Source organism: Bradyrhizobium sp. 33ap4 (genome assembly GCF_032654765.1).
Classification (GTDB): domain Bacteria; phylum Pseudomonadota; class Alphaproteobacteria; order Rhizobiales; family Xanthobacteraceae; genus Bradyrhizobium; species Bradyrhizobium australafricanum.
Window position 1 is genome coordinate 33,218 of record NZ_JAUMTJ010000070.1, and the last position, 14,180, is coordinate 47,397.

General features: G+C 65.2%; 13 protein-coding genes. 6 read left to right on the forward strand and 7 right to left on the reverse strand.

Annotated elements, in window-relative coordinates; all coding sequences use genetic code 11:
* The first annotated feature begins 38 nt into the window (after positions 1-38).
* The 5 genes from Q2M23_RS36910 to uca are packed head-to-tail and all read left to right on the forward strand — an operon-like array spanning position 39 to position 6,710.
* Positions 39-857: an ABC transporter permease gene (locus tag Q2M23_RS36910; protein ID WP_225647374.1), complete on the forward strand. Its 819-nt coding sequence runs from the start codon at positions 39-41 to the stop codon at positions 855-857.
* Positions 854-1,687: an ABC transporter ATP-binding protein gene (locus Q2M23_RS36915; protein WP_316398662.1), complete on the forward strand. Its 834-nt coding sequence runs from the start codon at positions 854-856 to the stop codon at positions 1,685-1,687. Before Q2M23_RS36910 ends, Q2M23_RS36915 begins: the two co-directional genes overlap by 4 nt.
* Entirely contained in the window at positions 1,684-2,529 is an 846-nt protein-coding gene (locus tag Q2M23_RS36920; RefSeq protein WP_316398663.1) for an urea amidolyase associated protein UAAP1, read from the forward strand. The genes Q2M23_RS36915 and Q2M23_RS36920 overlap by 4 nt, the downstream gene beginning before the upstream one ends.
* Positions 2,526-3,164: an urea amidolyase associated protein UAAP2 gene (locus tag Q2M23_RS36925; RefSeq protein ID WP_141339589.1), complete on the forward strand. Its 639-nt coding sequence runs from the start codon at positions 2,526-2,528 to the stop codon at positions 3,162-3,164. Before Q2M23_RS36920 ends, Q2M23_RS36925 begins: the two co-directional genes overlap by 4 nt.
* 3 nt (positions 3,165-3,167) lie before the next feature.
* Positions 3,168-6,710: an urea carboxylase gene (gene uca, locus Q2M23_RS36930; RefSeq protein WP_316398664.1), complete on the forward strand. Its 3,543-nt coding sequence runs from the start codon at positions 3,168-3,170 to the stop codon at positions 6,708-6,710.
* A gap of 16 nt (positions 6,711-6,726) precedes the next feature.
* On the opposite strand, the gene Q2M23_RS36935 is transcribed toward uca, so the two are convergent.
* Positions 6,727-7,017: a hypothetical protein gene (locus tag Q2M23_RS36935; protein ID WP_316398665.1), complete on the reverse strand. Its 291-nt coding sequence runs from the start codon at positions 7,015-7,017 to the stop codon at positions 6,727-6,729.
* 316 nt (positions 7,018-7,333) lie between these two features.
* Here Q2M23_RS36935 and Q2M23_RS36940 point away from each other — a divergent pair, with 316 nt between their 5' ends.
* Positions 7,334-8,380 (forward strand): AraC family transcriptional regulator, encoded by a 1,047-nt coding sequence (locus tag Q2M23_RS36940; protein WP_316398666.1) that lies wholly within the window; start codon positions 7,334-7,336, stop codon positions 8,378-8,380.
* Positions 8,381-8,443: 63 nt separating this feature from the next.
* On the opposite strand, the gene Q2M23_RS36945 is transcribed toward Q2M23_RS36940, so the two are convergent.
* From Q2M23_RS36945 to Q2M23_RS36970, 6 genes are all read right to left on the reverse strand, one after another.
* Positions 8,444-8,665: a hypothetical protein gene (locus tag Q2M23_RS36945; RefSeq protein ID WP_229191779.1), complete on the reverse strand. Its 222-nt coding sequence runs from the start codon at positions 8,663-8,665 to the stop codon at positions 8,444-8,446.
* A gap of 5 nt (positions 8,666-8,670) precedes the next feature.
* A complete protein-coding gene (locus Q2M23_RS36950; RefSeq protein ID WP_050385202.1) occupies positions 8,671-9,366 on the reverse strand; it encodes an ABC transporter ATP-binding protein in 696 nt (231 codons plus the stop codon).
* Positions 9,366-10,115, reverse strand: a complete 750-nt coding sequence (locus Q2M23_RS36955) for an ABC transporter ATP-binding protein (RefSeq protein WP_028332917.1) — start codon at positions 10,113-10,115, stop codon at positions 9,366-9,368. Before Q2M23_RS36955 ends, Q2M23_RS36950 begins: the two co-directional genes overlap by 1 nt.
* Positions 10,112-11,404, reverse strand: coding sequence for a branched-chain amino acid ABC transporter permease (locus Q2M23_RS36960; RefSeq protein ID WP_316398667.1), 1,293 nt, complete (start codon positions 11,402-11,404; stop codon positions 10,112-10,114). The genes Q2M23_RS36955 and Q2M23_RS36960 overlap by 4 nt, the downstream gene beginning before the upstream one ends.
* On the reverse strand, positions 11,401-12,348 hold the full coding sequence (locus Q2M23_RS36965) for a branched-chain amino acid ABC transporter permease (protein ID WP_016847025.1): 948 nt from the start codon (positions 12,346-12,348) through the stop codon (positions 11,401-11,403). The genes Q2M23_RS36960 and Q2M23_RS36965 overlap by 4 nt, the downstream gene beginning before the upstream one ends.
* Positions 12,349-12,511: 163 nt before the next feature.
* Positions 12,512-13,750, reverse strand: a complete 1,239-nt coding sequence (locus tag Q2M23_RS36970) for a branched-chain amino acid ABC transporter substrate-binding protein (protein ID WP_316398668.1) — start codon at positions 13,748-13,750, stop codon at positions 12,512-12,514.
* Positions 13,751-14,180 lie beyond the last annotated feature (430 nt).

Sequence of the window (14,180 nt, forward strand, 5' to 3'; positions counted from 1 at the left end):
TCTGACGCGCAGCGCGTCGCCCCAAGCAGGAGCTGCCCATGCGACTTGTGAACATACGGCCGGGACGGCAGACGCGATTCTATCTGCTCGCGCTGCCGTTCGTATTGGTCGCAATCGCCTACTTCGCCGGCTCCAGCGCGCGGCTCGCGCAGAACCCGAACGACAAGCTGCTGCCGGCGCTGCCGAGCATGGTGCAGGCCGTCAAGCAGATGGCGTTCGAGGTCGACCCGCGCACCGGCGGCTATCTGATGGCCTCCGACACCGTCGCCAGCCTGGGGCGACTGGGCTCGGCGCTGGCGATCTCGACGGCGGCTGCGCTGGTGCTCGGGATCGTGATCGGGCTGTTGCCGGGCGCCAACGCCCTGCTCGGGCCGTTCGTATCGGTGACCTCGATGGTGCCGCCGCTGGCGCTGTTGCCGATCCTGTTCATCGTGATGGGGCTCGGGGAGAATTCCAAGATCGCGCTGATCGTGATCGGGACACTGCCCTGCATGATCCGCGATCTCGCCATGAAAGTGCAGGAGCTGCCGCGCGAGCAGATCGTCAAGGCACAGACGCTCGGCGCCTCGACCTGGCAGATCGCGCTGCGCGTCGCGATGCCGCAAACCCTGCCGCGTCTGATCGACGTGCTGCGCCTGCAGCTCGGGCCGGCATGGCTGTTCCTGATCGCAGCGGAGGCGATCGCCTCCGATTCCGGGCTCGGCTACCGGATCTTCCTGGTGCGCCGCTATCTCGCGATGGACGTCATCATCCCCTACGTCGCCTGGATCACGCTGCTGGCGTTCCTGATCGATGTCGGCCTACGCGTCATGCAGCGAAGGTTGTTTCCGTGGTTTGCCTCGGTGAGGGCGGAATGAGCACGATCCGCTTCGACGACGTCTGGAAGGAATATGGCGACCACATCGTGCTCGAGCGCATCACGATGGAGGTCGAGCCGCGTGCCTTCATTGCGCTGGTCGGCCCGTCCGGCTGCGGCAAGACCACGCTGCTCCGCATGTTGCTCGGCGAGGAGCAGCCGACCCGCGGCCAGATCCTGGTCGACGGCAAGCCGTTGCCCGGCGAGCCGGACGCCGACCGCGGCGTGGTGTTCCAGCGCTACTCGGTGTTTCCGCATCTGACGGTTTTGCAGAATGTCATGCTCGGGCGCGAACTGCGCGACGCCAAATTCACCGGCCGGCTGTTCGGCGCCGCGCGCCGCGCCGCCGCCGACGAAGCGATGAAGCTGCTCGCCGAGGTCGGGCTCGCCGGCCAGGAGAGCAAATATCCGTCCGCTTTGTCGGGCGGCATGCAGCAGCGGCTCGCGCTGGCGCAGGCGATCATGCGCGGGCCGAAGATCCTGCTGCTCGACGAGCCGTTCGGTGCGCTCGATCCCGGAATCCGCGCCGACATTCACCTTCTGATGAAGCGGCTCTGGAACGAGACCCATCTGACGGTCGTGATGGTGACGCATGACCTCAGTGAAGCCTTCGGACTCGCGACGCGCGTGATCGCGCTGGAGCGGCAGCGCAACCGCCCCGAGGAGCGCGAGCGCTACGGCGCCACGGTGTCGCGCGACCTCGAGATATTTCCGCGCCGCAGTGCGGAGCTGCGGTCGTCAGTTCAACCAGCTCCGACCGGGACGACCCGGTCAGGCAAGGAGCACCAGCCGGGACGGCCCGGCGCTCTCGTCTTGAAGGAGCAACCATGATCCTGTCAGAGGAACAAAAGGCCGAGATCGCGGCGCATACCCGGCGGTATAACGAGGTGAAGGCGGCGGGGCAGGAGCACGCGCCGCGGGCACTGCCGGCGCCGACTGCGCGCGACGCCGCGTCGATCGATGCCGACACTGTCATTCACCGCGAGACGATCCCATCCGGCTGGTACTGGACCACGCGGCTGAATCGCGGCGACACGCTGCGCATCGTCAACACGTCGGGGACGTCAACCGTCAGCCTGCTCGCCTGGAACAGCACCGACACCACCGAACGGCTCAACCACGCCGACACCATCAAGGTGCAGTGGGCGGCGCGGTTGCAGAAGGGGCGGGTGCTGCTGTCCGACATGGGGCGCGCGCTGCTCGGGATCACCGAGGACAGCAGCGCCGCACATGATGCCGTGGTCGGCGGCTCGACTGCGGCCACCAACCTGGCCAAATACGGCGACGGGAATTTCCGCAACACGCGCGACAATTTCATTCTCGCCGCAGCCAAGTTTGGCCTTGATCGCCGCGACGTGCATCCCTGCGTCAGCTTCTTCGCACCGGTCGCGATCGACGCCGACGGCAAGTTCGTCTGGTCGGAGCAGCGGCGGCAGCAGGGCGATTTCGTCGATCTGCGCGCGGAGATGGAGCTTCTGATCGCGCTGTCGAACTGCCCGCATCCGCTCGATCCCGCCAAAATCTATCCGCAGGCGAGCGTGGAGATCGTGCGCTACCGCGCGGCCGCGCCGGCGGCCGACGATCTGTGCCGGACTGCGACCGCGGAAGCGGCCCGCGCCTACGAGAACAATGCGCTGTATCTCGGCGAAGCCCTGGAAGGAGCCGTGCGATGACCATGCAACCTGTTCGCACCGCCGGCCGCATCGTTCTCGATGTCGAAATTCCCGCGCGCAAGCCGTGGTCGGCGATCATCCGCAAGGGGCAGACGCTGCGGATCACCGATAGCCATGGCCAGCAGGCGGTCGACACGCTGTTCTATTGCGCCAGTGATTTCGGCGAGCGCTACAGCGGCCAGGATACGCTGCGCGCGCAGGGCTCGGCCTATGTCGGGCTGGGAACCACGATCATGTCCAACGAAGGCCGCGTGATGCTGCGTGTGACGGCCGACAGCTGCGGCCTGCACGACACCTCGGCGGGCGCCTGCTCGTGCGAAAGCAACACCGTGCGGTTCGGGCACCAGACCCGCTACCAGCACGCCTGCCGCGAGAATTTCGTGATCGAGGCCGCGAAATACGGCATGTCGAAGCGCGACATCGTGCCGAATCTCAACTTCTTCATGAACGTGCCGATCGATCCCGCCGGCAATTTCACCGTGGTCGATGGCGTCTCCAAGCCGGGCGACGCCATCGAGCTGGTCGCCGAGATGGACGTGCTGTGCCTGATCTCGAACTGTCCGCAGATCAACAACCCCTGCAACGGATTCTTTCCGACGCCGGTTCAGGTGACGATCTTCGAGCCGGAGGCGTGAGGCATGTTCAGCAAGGTCCTGATTGCCAACCGCGGCGAGATCGCCGGGCGGATCGGCAGAACATTGCGCCGCATGGGCATCTCTTCGGTCGCGGTCTATTCCGACGCCGACCGTTTCACCCGGCCGGTGCTCGACGCCGACGAGGCGGTGCGGATCGGTCCTGCGCCCGCCGCGGAGAGCTACCTCAATGTCGATGCGATCATGGCGGCGTGCCTTGCCACCGGCGCGCAGGCGGTGCATCCCGGCTACGGCTTCCTGTCGGAGAACCGCCGCTTTGCCGAGCGGCTCGCCGGGCACGGCATCAAATTCATCGGGCCGCGGCCTGAGCATCTCGACGCCTTCGGTCTCAAGCACAAGGCGCGGGAGATCGCCGAGCGCAGCGGCGTGCCGCTGCTGCCGGGCTCGGGCCTGCTGGAGACCATCGACGAGGCGGTGCAGCAGGCCGAAACGATCGGCTTCCCGGTGATGCTGAAGAGCACGGCGGGCGGCGGCGGCATCGGGATGCAGCTGTGCCACGACATGGCGACACTGCGCGAGCGCTTCGAATCAGTGCAGCGCACGGCGCGGGCCAGCTTCGGCGATGCCCGGGTCTATCTCGAGCGGTTCGTCGCCAGTGCCCGCCATATCGAGGTGCAGATCTTCGGCAACGGCAAGGGCGGCGTGGTGGCCCTCGGCGAACGCGATTGCTCGCTGCAGCGGCGCAACCAGAAGGTCTTTGAGGAGACGCCCGCGCCGGGGCTGTCCGCCGACATCCGCCGGCGGCTGCATGCGGCCGCGGTGTCGCTCGGCAAGGCCGTGTCTTATGAATCTGCCGGCACGGTGGAGTTCATCTACGACGTCGAGCGCGACGATTTCTATTTCCTCGAGGTGAACACCCGCCTGCAGGTCGAGCATCCCGTCACCGAGCAGGTCACCGGCGTCGACCTCGTCGAATGGATGATCCGGCAGGCGGCCGGCGAGGACGTGCTCGGCCAGGCGGGCGCGCTCACGCCAAAGGGAGCTGCGATCGAGGTGCGGCTCTATGCCGAGAATCCGGGCGCGGGCTTTCGCCCGAGCGCGGGCCGCCTGACGCAGGTCAGCTTTTCGCCGGATGCGCGGATCGACGGCTGGATCGAGACCGGCACCGAGGTGTCGCCGTTCTACGATCCGATGCTGGCCAAGATCATCGTTTCAGCCGAGACGCGCGAGGCCGCGATCGCCCGGCTTTCGAAAGCGCTGGACGATACGGTCGTCGCCGGCATCGAGACCAATCTGGACTATCTGCGTGCGATCGCGGCGTCCGACGTGTTCCGCAGCGGGCAAGTGGCGACGAGTGTGCTTGGCGAATTCGGCTATCGCCCCCGCACCATCGACGTTGTCGCGCCGGGCGCGCAGAGCGGCGTGCAGGAATTGCCCGGCCGGCTGCATCTCTGGCATGTCGGCGTGCCGCCGAGCGGCCCGATGGACGAACGGTCGTTTCGCCTCGCCAATCGTCTGGTCGGCAATCCGGAGCCGACGACCGCACTGGAGCTGACGGTCAACGGGCCGACCTTGCGCTTCAACACCGATGCGATCGTCGCGCTGTCGGGCGCGCAGATGAAGGCATCGCTCGACGGCGCTGATGTCGCCTACGATGAGCCGCTCGCCGTGCGCGCCGGCCAGACGCTCGCGATCGGCAGCATCAAGGGCCCTGGGCAGCGCACCTACCTCGCCGTGCGCGGCGGCATCGACGTACCCGAAATTCTCGGATCGCGTGCTGTGTTTGCGCTCGGCGCCTTCGGCGGCCATGCGACGGGATCGCTGAAGGCCGGCGACGTCTTGCATATCGGTGCCGAGCCATCGGGCCTTGCGGCGCCGCGGCGCGCCACGGAACACGAGCGGCCGCAACTCACATCGGCGTGGCAGATCGGCGTCGTCTACGGCCCGCACGGCGCGCCGGATTTCTTCCTCGACGAGGATATCGAGACGCTGTTCGCGGCGAGCTACGAGGTGCATTTCAACAGCGCCCGCACCGGCGTGCGGCTGATCGGGCCGAAGCCGCGCTGGGCGCGCGCCGACGGCGGCGAGGCCGGGCTGCATCCGTCGAACATCCATGACAACGCCTATGCGGTCGGCTCGATCGACTTCACCGGCGACATGCCGATCATTCTCGGGCCCGACGGACCGAGCCTCGGCGGCTTCGTCTGTCCGGCCGTGGTCGCTCGCGACGAGCTATGGAAGGTCGGCCAGCTCCGGCCGGGCGACACGGTCCGCTTCGTGCCGGTCAAACGCGACGATCCGGTTGCCGGCCCCACGGTGCTGCGCGCGCCCGAGCTCGGATCGGCGATCATCGGTCGGAATGACGACGGCCCGATTCCGGTGGTCTACCGCCGCGCCGGCGACGACAATCTGCTGGTCGAGTATGGCCCGATGGAGCTCGACATCGCGCTGCGGCTGCGCGTGCATGTGCTGGCGCAGGCGCTGGAAGAGGCGAAGCTCAGTGGCCTGATCGATCTGACGCCCGGCATCCGCTCGCTGCAGATCCATTATGACGGCACCGCGTTGTCGCGAACGAAGCTGCTCGACGTGCTCAGGCGGATCGAGCGCGAATTGCCGCCGGTCGACGCGATGCGGGTGCCGAGCCGCACCGTGCATCTGCCGCTGTCGTGGCGCGATCCGGAGGCCGAGCTTGCGATGCGCAAATATCAGGAGTTGGTGCGCGCCGATGCGCCATGGTGTCCGTCGAATGTCGAGTTCATCCGGCGCATCAACGGACTTGCGAGCGAGGACGATGTCCGCCGTATCGTGTTCGACGCGGATTATTTCGTGCTCGGCCTCGGCGACGTCTATCTCGGCGCGCCGGTGGCGACGCCGCTCGACCCGCGGCATCGGCTGGTGACCACGAAGTACAACCCGGCGCGGACCTGGACGCCGGAGAACGCGGTCGGCATCGGCGGCGCCTATATGTGCATCTACGGCATGGAAGGGCCGGGCGGCTACCAGCTGTTCGGCCGTACCATCCAGGTCTGGAACACCTGGCGCACCACGCGGGTGTTCGAGCCGGGCCATCCCTGGCTGCTGCGGTTCTTCGACAAGATCCGCTTCTTCCCGGTCGACGCCGATGAACTCCTCGACGCCCGCGCCGCGTTCCCGCAAGGGCAGTATGACATCAGGATCGAAGAGGGCGAGTTCTCCTACGCCGACTATGCCAGGACACTGGCCGACGCCAAGCCGTCAATCGCCGCGTTCAAGGCAACGCAGCAGGCCGCGTTCGACGCCGAGCGCCAGCGCTGGCGCGAGATGAAGCTCGACGAGGCGCCGGCTGAAACGATCGATGCGGCAGCCGCCGCGACGGGGATTCCCGACGGTCAGATCGGCGCGTTCTCCGAAGTGCCCGGCAACATCTGGAAGGTGCTGGTCGAGGAAGGCGCCAAGGTCGCGGCCGGCGACGTGCTGGCCATCATCGAGTCCATGAAGATGGAGATCTCCGTGCACGCACCCGCGGCGGGCCGCATCGCCTCGGTGCCGGTGAAGCCCGGCCAGACGCTGCGCGCGGGCGATGTCGTGGCGTTGCTCCGGCCGGGCTAGGGTGGCTACAGTCGCGCTAGTCCTTGGGATCGGCCGGTGGGACGAGCGGAGCGGGCGTCTCGGCCTCTTTCTCCACCCGCTGCCGGCCTTGATGATCAATTGACGCGTTTTGCCTTAGCGCCCGATCGATCTTCATCCTCACGCGGCGTGCCGCCAGCAATCCCAGGACCGCCTGAACCGTTCCCGAATAGTTGCGATCGCCGATGGAGAACGAGTAACGCCAGGTGCCGGCGGCCTCGCCTTCAATGATCGTGTAATGAATTGAACGATGAATGCCGCTATGCTGGGCAGGTGTTTGTCCAACCACGACCTAGCTCATATGGCTGTTCGCTTGGGCACCAATCGCCTGTCCCAGCGAATTTGCATGCTTGACCAAGCCCATGACGCGTTCGCCCCTGCGCGGGCCCATTGGAAGCTGACTGCCGTCGTTTCAAGGCAGAAATGGAGTGGCCGCGGAGCAATCGGCTAGACGATTTGCGCCCGTTGCGTCTTGTGATCCTGGGTCGTTAAATTGCGAGATGGTGTCAGACCGGATGCCTCGTACCCATGAGCTCGTTTGACATAGGTCAAAATACGATCCCGGAAGCTCCCGACGTTGAGCCACGAACACAGTTCGGTGCCGAATGAAAGCCGCCACACGCGTTGCTAGCGCCTTGCCGTCGATACCGAGCTCTGCCGGGGGAATCGCGCGTCTCGCATGTGCCCGGCTGCGCGATGCGCAGGTTGATCCGGTCCCGATCGTGTCAGCTGCAGGCCTGGAAATCGACGACGTCGAGGACCGCAAGCGCCGCATCGATGCACGAGCGCAGGTCAGGCTGCTCGAACTCGCCGCAAGGGAATTGCAGGACGACTGCTTCGGACTCCATCTGGCTCAAGGCTTCGAGCTGGGCGAGATCGGGCTTCTGTACTACGTCATGGCTTCATCGGAGCATCTCGTTGACGCCTTGCAAATCGGCGGACGCTACTGCGCGATCAACAACGAGGGTGTGCGGTTGCGAAGCTCTCTGGATCGCGGCTTCGCCATCGGGTTCGAATATGTCAACATCGATCGGTCGTCGGATCGTCACCATGCGGAATTCTGGCTGGTTGCGCTGATCCGTATTTGCCGCGTACTGACTGACGGCAGGCTGGTCCCAAAGCAAATCAAGTTGAAGCACTCCAGACGAGAAACGCCGTCGGATGTGCGATCTCTTCTTGGATGCGAGATCGAATTTGCAGCGGACAGCGACGAGCTCTTGTTTCCGTCCCGGATCGGCGCATTGCCTGTCGTGGGGGCCGATTTGCATCTCAACAGGATGTTGCTTCAATATGCCGACGAAGCGCTTCGTAACCGGGCACCGAGACGAAGCAGCGTGCAGTCACGCGTCGAAGGACACATCGCCCAGTTGCTTCCGCACGGCAAAGCCAATGCCGAGGCGGTCGCGCGTCGTCTTGGCATGAGCCGGAGAACTCTCGCTCGCGCATTGTCGTCGGAGGGGGTGGACTTCTCAGACGTTCTCAAGGCGTTTCGAATTGCCCTTGCCCGCCATTACCTCGAAGATGAGGAGCTGCCGATTTCCAAGATCGCATGGCTATTGGGCTACAGCGAGGTCTCTTCCTTCACGCATGCGTTCGTCCGCTGGACCGGCCTCACGCCGAGGGCCTATCGCAGCTCGAATGGCGATCGGTGATGGGCTGACACCAGCTCTCAACTAGCTGGCACAGACGAGCAAGACCTGGCGGAGCGTACTCCGCTAGGGCAGTCCCATGCAGTCGAACCTCTTTTCCCAGCTCGCGTGTCGCTGTCGCCGCGCTTCGACCGTGGTTTTCGGCCCCATGACCGGGGACGACTGGCTATTCCTGGCTTCGATAATTTGTTTCCACAGTCTCTTGGTCGCGCTGGTCTGGGTCGTGTTCGCGAACTGACTGATGGCGCTGCTACGTCGACGTTCGATTGCTTCGTCGATCGCCGTCACCCGCCTCACACCTCGAGCCATTCCTCGCGAACGGCGGCATTGCTCTTGAGCTGGTCGGGGGTGCCTTCGAACACCACGCGGCCGTGGCCCATGATGTAGACCCGGTTCGAGATCTTCATCGCGATCGACAGCTTCTGCTCGACGAGGAGAATCGCAACGCCGGCTTTCGCGATCCGCGCGATCAGCTCGCCGACCTGCTGCACGATCAGCGGCGCCAGGCCTTCGGTCGGCTCGTCGATCATCATCAATTCGGGGTCGCCGAGCAGCGTGCGGCAGGTGGTCAGCATCTGCTTCTCGCCGCCTGACAGCACGCCCGCCGGCGTGTCGGCGCGCGCGGCGAGGTTCGGGAACATGTCGAGCATCTCCTGCAGCCGCCACTTGCCGGGGCGGCGCGGGTCCTTGATGCCGAGGATCAGGTTCTGGCGAACCGTCAGGCTCGGGAAGATGTCGCGATGCTCCGGCACATAGCCGAGCCCGAGGCGTGCGATCTTGTGGCTCGGCAGGCCCGCGATATCCTGGCCCTTGAAGCGGATGGTGCCCTGCGGCGGCACCTCGCCCATGATCGCCTTGACGGTGGTGGAGCGGCCGACGCCGTTGCGCCCCAATAGGCTGACGACCTCGCCGGCGGCGATGTCGAGATCGACGCCCTGCAGGATGTGGCTCTTGCCGTAATAGGCGTGAAGATTCCTGACCTCGAGCATCAGTCGACCTCCTCGCCGAGATAGGCTTCCTTGACCTTCGGGTTGCCGCGGATCTCCTCCGGCGTGCCGGAGGCGATGATGTGGCCGTAGACCAAGACCGAGATGCGGTCGGCGAGGCCGAACACCACGCTCATGTCGTGCTCGACGATCACGAGCGTGCGCCCCTCGGTGAGGCGGCGGATCAGCGCGACGGCGCGCTCGGTCTCGGCGTGGCTCATGCCCGCGGTCGGTTCGTCCAGCATGATGACGCTGGCGCCGCCCGCGATCGTGATGCCGATCTCGAGCTCGCGCTGCTCGGCATAGGTCAAGAGGCCCGCCGGCACGTCGCGGCGGTGGCTGAGATGGATGTCGTCGAGGATCTGCGCGGTGCGCTGCTTCACCTCGGGCAGATTGTCGACGTTCTTCCAGAACGCGTAGCGGTGGCCAGTCGCCCACAGCACGGCGCAGCGGACGTTCTCCCACACCGTCATGCGGGCGAACACGTTGGTGACCTGGAACGAGCGCGACAGCCCGCGCCGGTTGATCTCGAAGGGCCGCAAGCCCGAGGTCACCTCGCCGTTGAGGCGGATCTCGCCGGAGGTCGGCTTGATGTGGCCGCTGATCAGGTTGAACGTCGTCGACTTGCCGGCGCCGTTGGGGCCGATGATGGCGTGACGTTCGCCCTTGGCGACGCTCAGGTTGAGATCGCGGATGATGGCGACATTGCCGAAGCTCTTCTCGACGGCGTTGACTTGGATGGCAGCGGTCATGCGAGATACCCCCGGTCACGGGCCACCGTCGCGGCGCGGTCCCAGGCTTCCGCAACGCGCCGCCAGGTGATGCGCGCGACCAGGAAGCCGCCGACGAGCAGGACCGCCGCGGCCGCCCAGGTCGTCGGCGCCGTGGCGACGAAGGGAACGCCGAGCAGGTTGATCACATCGCCGCCCGAGAAGCGCGCAACGGTTTCGATGGTCAGGATGATGCCGAGCGCCAGCGCCAGCGTCGGGATCGTCGCGACCAGATAGGACGGGATCACGGAACGAAGCGTTCCGGCGCGGATCAGCGGGCGGTGCTTCATCAGGATGCCGGCGATGCCGCCGGGTGCGAACATCACGATGCCGATGAAGATGATGCCGAAATAGAGCTGCCAGACCGAGGTGACGCTGGTCAGCCCGAGCTGCAGATAGGTCACCAGGATGGCGCCGAGGATCGGACCGAAGAAATAGGCGGTGCCGCCGATGAACGCGGAGAACAGCACGAGGCCCGACTGCGTCGCGCCGAGATAGGCCGAGTTGGCGATCTCGAAATTGATCGCGGTCAGCCCGCCGGCGATGCCGGCGAAGAAGCCGGCGAACATGTAGGCGAGATAGCGCACCACATGCGGATCGTAGCCGATGAACTCGACGCGCTCCGGATTGTCGCGCACCGCGTTGCAGATCCGCCCGAGCGGCGTGCGGGTCAGCGCATACATCGCGATCGCCGACACCATCACCCAGAACGCGATCAGGTAATAGACCTGGATCTGCGGCCCGAAGGTCCAGCCGAACATCGGCATCAGCGAGGTGCGGTCGGTGGTGATGCCGGATTCGCCGCCGAACACGCTACGCAGGATCAGCGACGACGAGGCGACCAGCTCGCCGATGCCAAGCGAGATCATCGCGAACACGGTGCCGGCGCGCTTGGTCATGACCCAGCCGACGAGGAGGGCGAACGCCATGCCGCCGATGCCGCCGACCAGCGGGATCACCGGCAGCGGGATCGGCCAGTTGTGGCTCGCGACCGCGTTCATGACATGCACGGCGAGGAAACCGCCGAGGCCGTACTGCACCGCGTGTCCGAACGACAGCAGCCCGGTCTGGCCGAGCAGGATGTTGTAGGACAGCGCGAAGATGATCGCGATGCCGATCAGGCTGAAGGAGGTCAGCGAGCCGCCGGTGCCGAACACCAGCGGCAGCACGACCAGCGCGACCGCGGCGAGCAGCCAGACACCATAGACGCTCAAGGCGCTGCCGGGCTCCTGCTTGGCCGCAGCGATGGAGGGCGTGGAAGCGTTGCTCATGACTCGCGCGTCCCCAATAGGCCCATGGGGCGGAAGATCAGGACCAGCACCAGCAGCACATAAGGCAGGATCGGCGCGATCTGCGCGATCGTGACGTTCCAGATGTCCGTGAGCGGCGAGGGGCCGAGGCTCGGATCGAGCGGGCCGAACACGCTGGCGAGCGAGCCGTTCAAAGCAACTGCAAAGGTCTGGATCAAGCCGATCAGGAGCGAAGCGATGAAGGCGCCGGGCAGCGAGCCGAGGCCGCCGAACACGATGACGACGAACAGGATCGGGCCGAGCAGCGCGGCCATGTCGGACTGCGTCACCAGCGAGGGACCGGCGATGACGCCGGCGAGACCCGCAAGGGCGCTGCCGACGCCGAACACCAGCATGAACACGCGTCCGACATTGTGGCCGAGATGGCCGACCATGCTCGGATGGGTCAGCGCGGCCTGCACGATCAGGCCGACGCGCGTCTTCTTCAAGGTGACCAGCAGCGCGATGAAGATCACGACCGAGATCACCAGCATGAAGATCTTGTAGGCGGGGTAATTGGTGGAGAACACGGTGAAGGCCGGGAAGTCGAGCGCCGCCGGGACGCGGTAGTCGACCGGGCTCTTGCCCCAGATCATCGAGACGATCTCTTCGATCGCGAAGGCTAAACCAAAGGTCAGCAGCAGTTCGGCGACATGGCCGTGCTTGTGGGTGTTGCGCAGACCGTAGCGCTCGACCGCCATGCCGACCGCGCCGACTAGCAGCGGCGCCAGCACCAGGGCCGGCCAGAATCCGATCCAGCGGGTGAGCTGAAAGCCGAAGAACGCGCCGAGCATGTAGAAGCTGGCATGCGCGAAGTTCAGCACGCCCATCATGCTGAAGATGACGGTGAGCCCGCTGGACAACAGGAACAGCAGCATGCCGAACAGGACGCCGTTGAGCGTCGAGATGACGATCAGCTCAGCCACGGCGCACTCGCTTGAGACTGGAACGGTTCACGTGATCAAAGACCTGTCGAAGGAAAGGAGCTTACCTGTCATTCCGGGGCGGTCCGCAGGACCGAACCCGGAATCTCGAGATTCCGGGTTCGGTCCTGCGGACCGCCCCGGAATGACGGGAGAGAGCGGCCGATCAGGGCCGCTTCATGTTGCAGGTGGTCGGAAGCATCGTCTGCGCGGTGTCGATCTTGGACACGATGCGCCAGCCCCAGCCGGTGTTTTCCTCGTCGAACGGCTCCTTGGTCTTGTCGGCCAGCGCGCCGAACGAGGAGATGTAGATCGGCTGGAAGAACTGGTGGTCGTCCTTGCGGATGAAGCCCTCGCCGCCGTCGAACACTTCGAACTTCATGCCTTCGAGTGCGGCCGCGACCTTCACCGGATCGATCGAATTGGCCTTCTCGGCGGCCGCCTTGAACATCCGCATCTCGTTGACCGCGCGCGGATACCAGACGGAAATGCCGGTCTTGGCGCGGAAGTCCTTCTCGAAATCCATCGCCGCCTTGTTGCCGGAGTTCGGGACGCCTTCGCTGATCTGGAACACCTGGCCCTCGAGGCCGGCCTGCTTGACTGCGGTCGGTCCGCCGGCGCCGCCGGCATAATAGGTGTACCAGTTGACCTTGAGGCCGGCGTCAGCCGCCGCCTTCAGCAGCAGCGCGAAGTCCTGGCCCCAGTTGCCGGTCACGACGGTGTCGGCGCCGGACGCCTTGATCTTGGCGATGTAGGGCGAGAAGTCGGTGACTTTGAGCATCGGGTGCAGTTCGTCGCCGACGACCTGGATATCCGGCCGCTTTTCGCCCAGCATCTTGCGCGCCGTGGTGCGCACCGACTGGCCGAACGAATAGTCCATGTTGATCAGGTAGACCTTCTTGATGGACGGCTGGCCCTTCATGTAGTTGGTCAGCGCTTCCATCTTGATGTCCGAGTTCGCATCCCAGCGGAAGTGCCAGTAGCTGCACTTCTCGTTGGTCATCGCCGGATCGACCGCGGCGTAGTTGAAGTAGAGCACTTCCTTGCCGGGGTTGCGCGAATTGTGCTTGGTGACGAAGTCTTCCAGCGCCGCGCCGACCGACGAGCCGTTGCCCTGGGTGATGTAGTGGACGCCGGCGTCGACCGCCTTCTGCGCCTGCACCAGGCTTTCCTGCGGATTGGTCTTGTTGTCGAGTGGGACGATCTCGATCTTGTGGCCGAGGATGCCGCCCTTGGCGTTCAACTCGTCGGCGAGATACTGAAACGTCTTCAGGCCGCCTTCGCCAACGCTGGCGCCGCCGCCGGAGAGCGGATCGATATAGCCGATCTTGATGGATTCCTGCGCGGACGCCGCGCCTCCCAACACCGTCAGCGCTGCCGCGGCGGCAACGATCAGCCTATGCATCCTGCGTTCTCCCTTGCTCGTGTTTCTTGATCTTTAGCGATCGAGGCCGTCTCATAACCCCAATCGCCGAGCCTTCGCAACTTTCGCTTTGAATACTGCGTCAAGTTTTAGCAGAAGGTATTATGATGTTATAGGCCATATGTCGCCGGAATCGGGCGCAGTTTTGAATTACAGGTAAACTTTTGGATGGGGCTCACGCTTATTCTCGGTTCCGAACCGGCGTCGTCCGTCTCCAAAACCTCCCCTTGAAAAGGGGAGGTCGCTTCGCTCGTTAGAGCGAAGCGGGTGGGGATCGGCTGTCTCCACTTGGAGCGTCGCCTGCGGCTGACCCCCATCCCGACCTTCCCCCTTTCAGGCAGGGGTGTCCGGGGAATGATTCACTGTGTCGCGGTGCATGCTCGGCAGGACCGAGGCAAATCGGTCTTTTCTG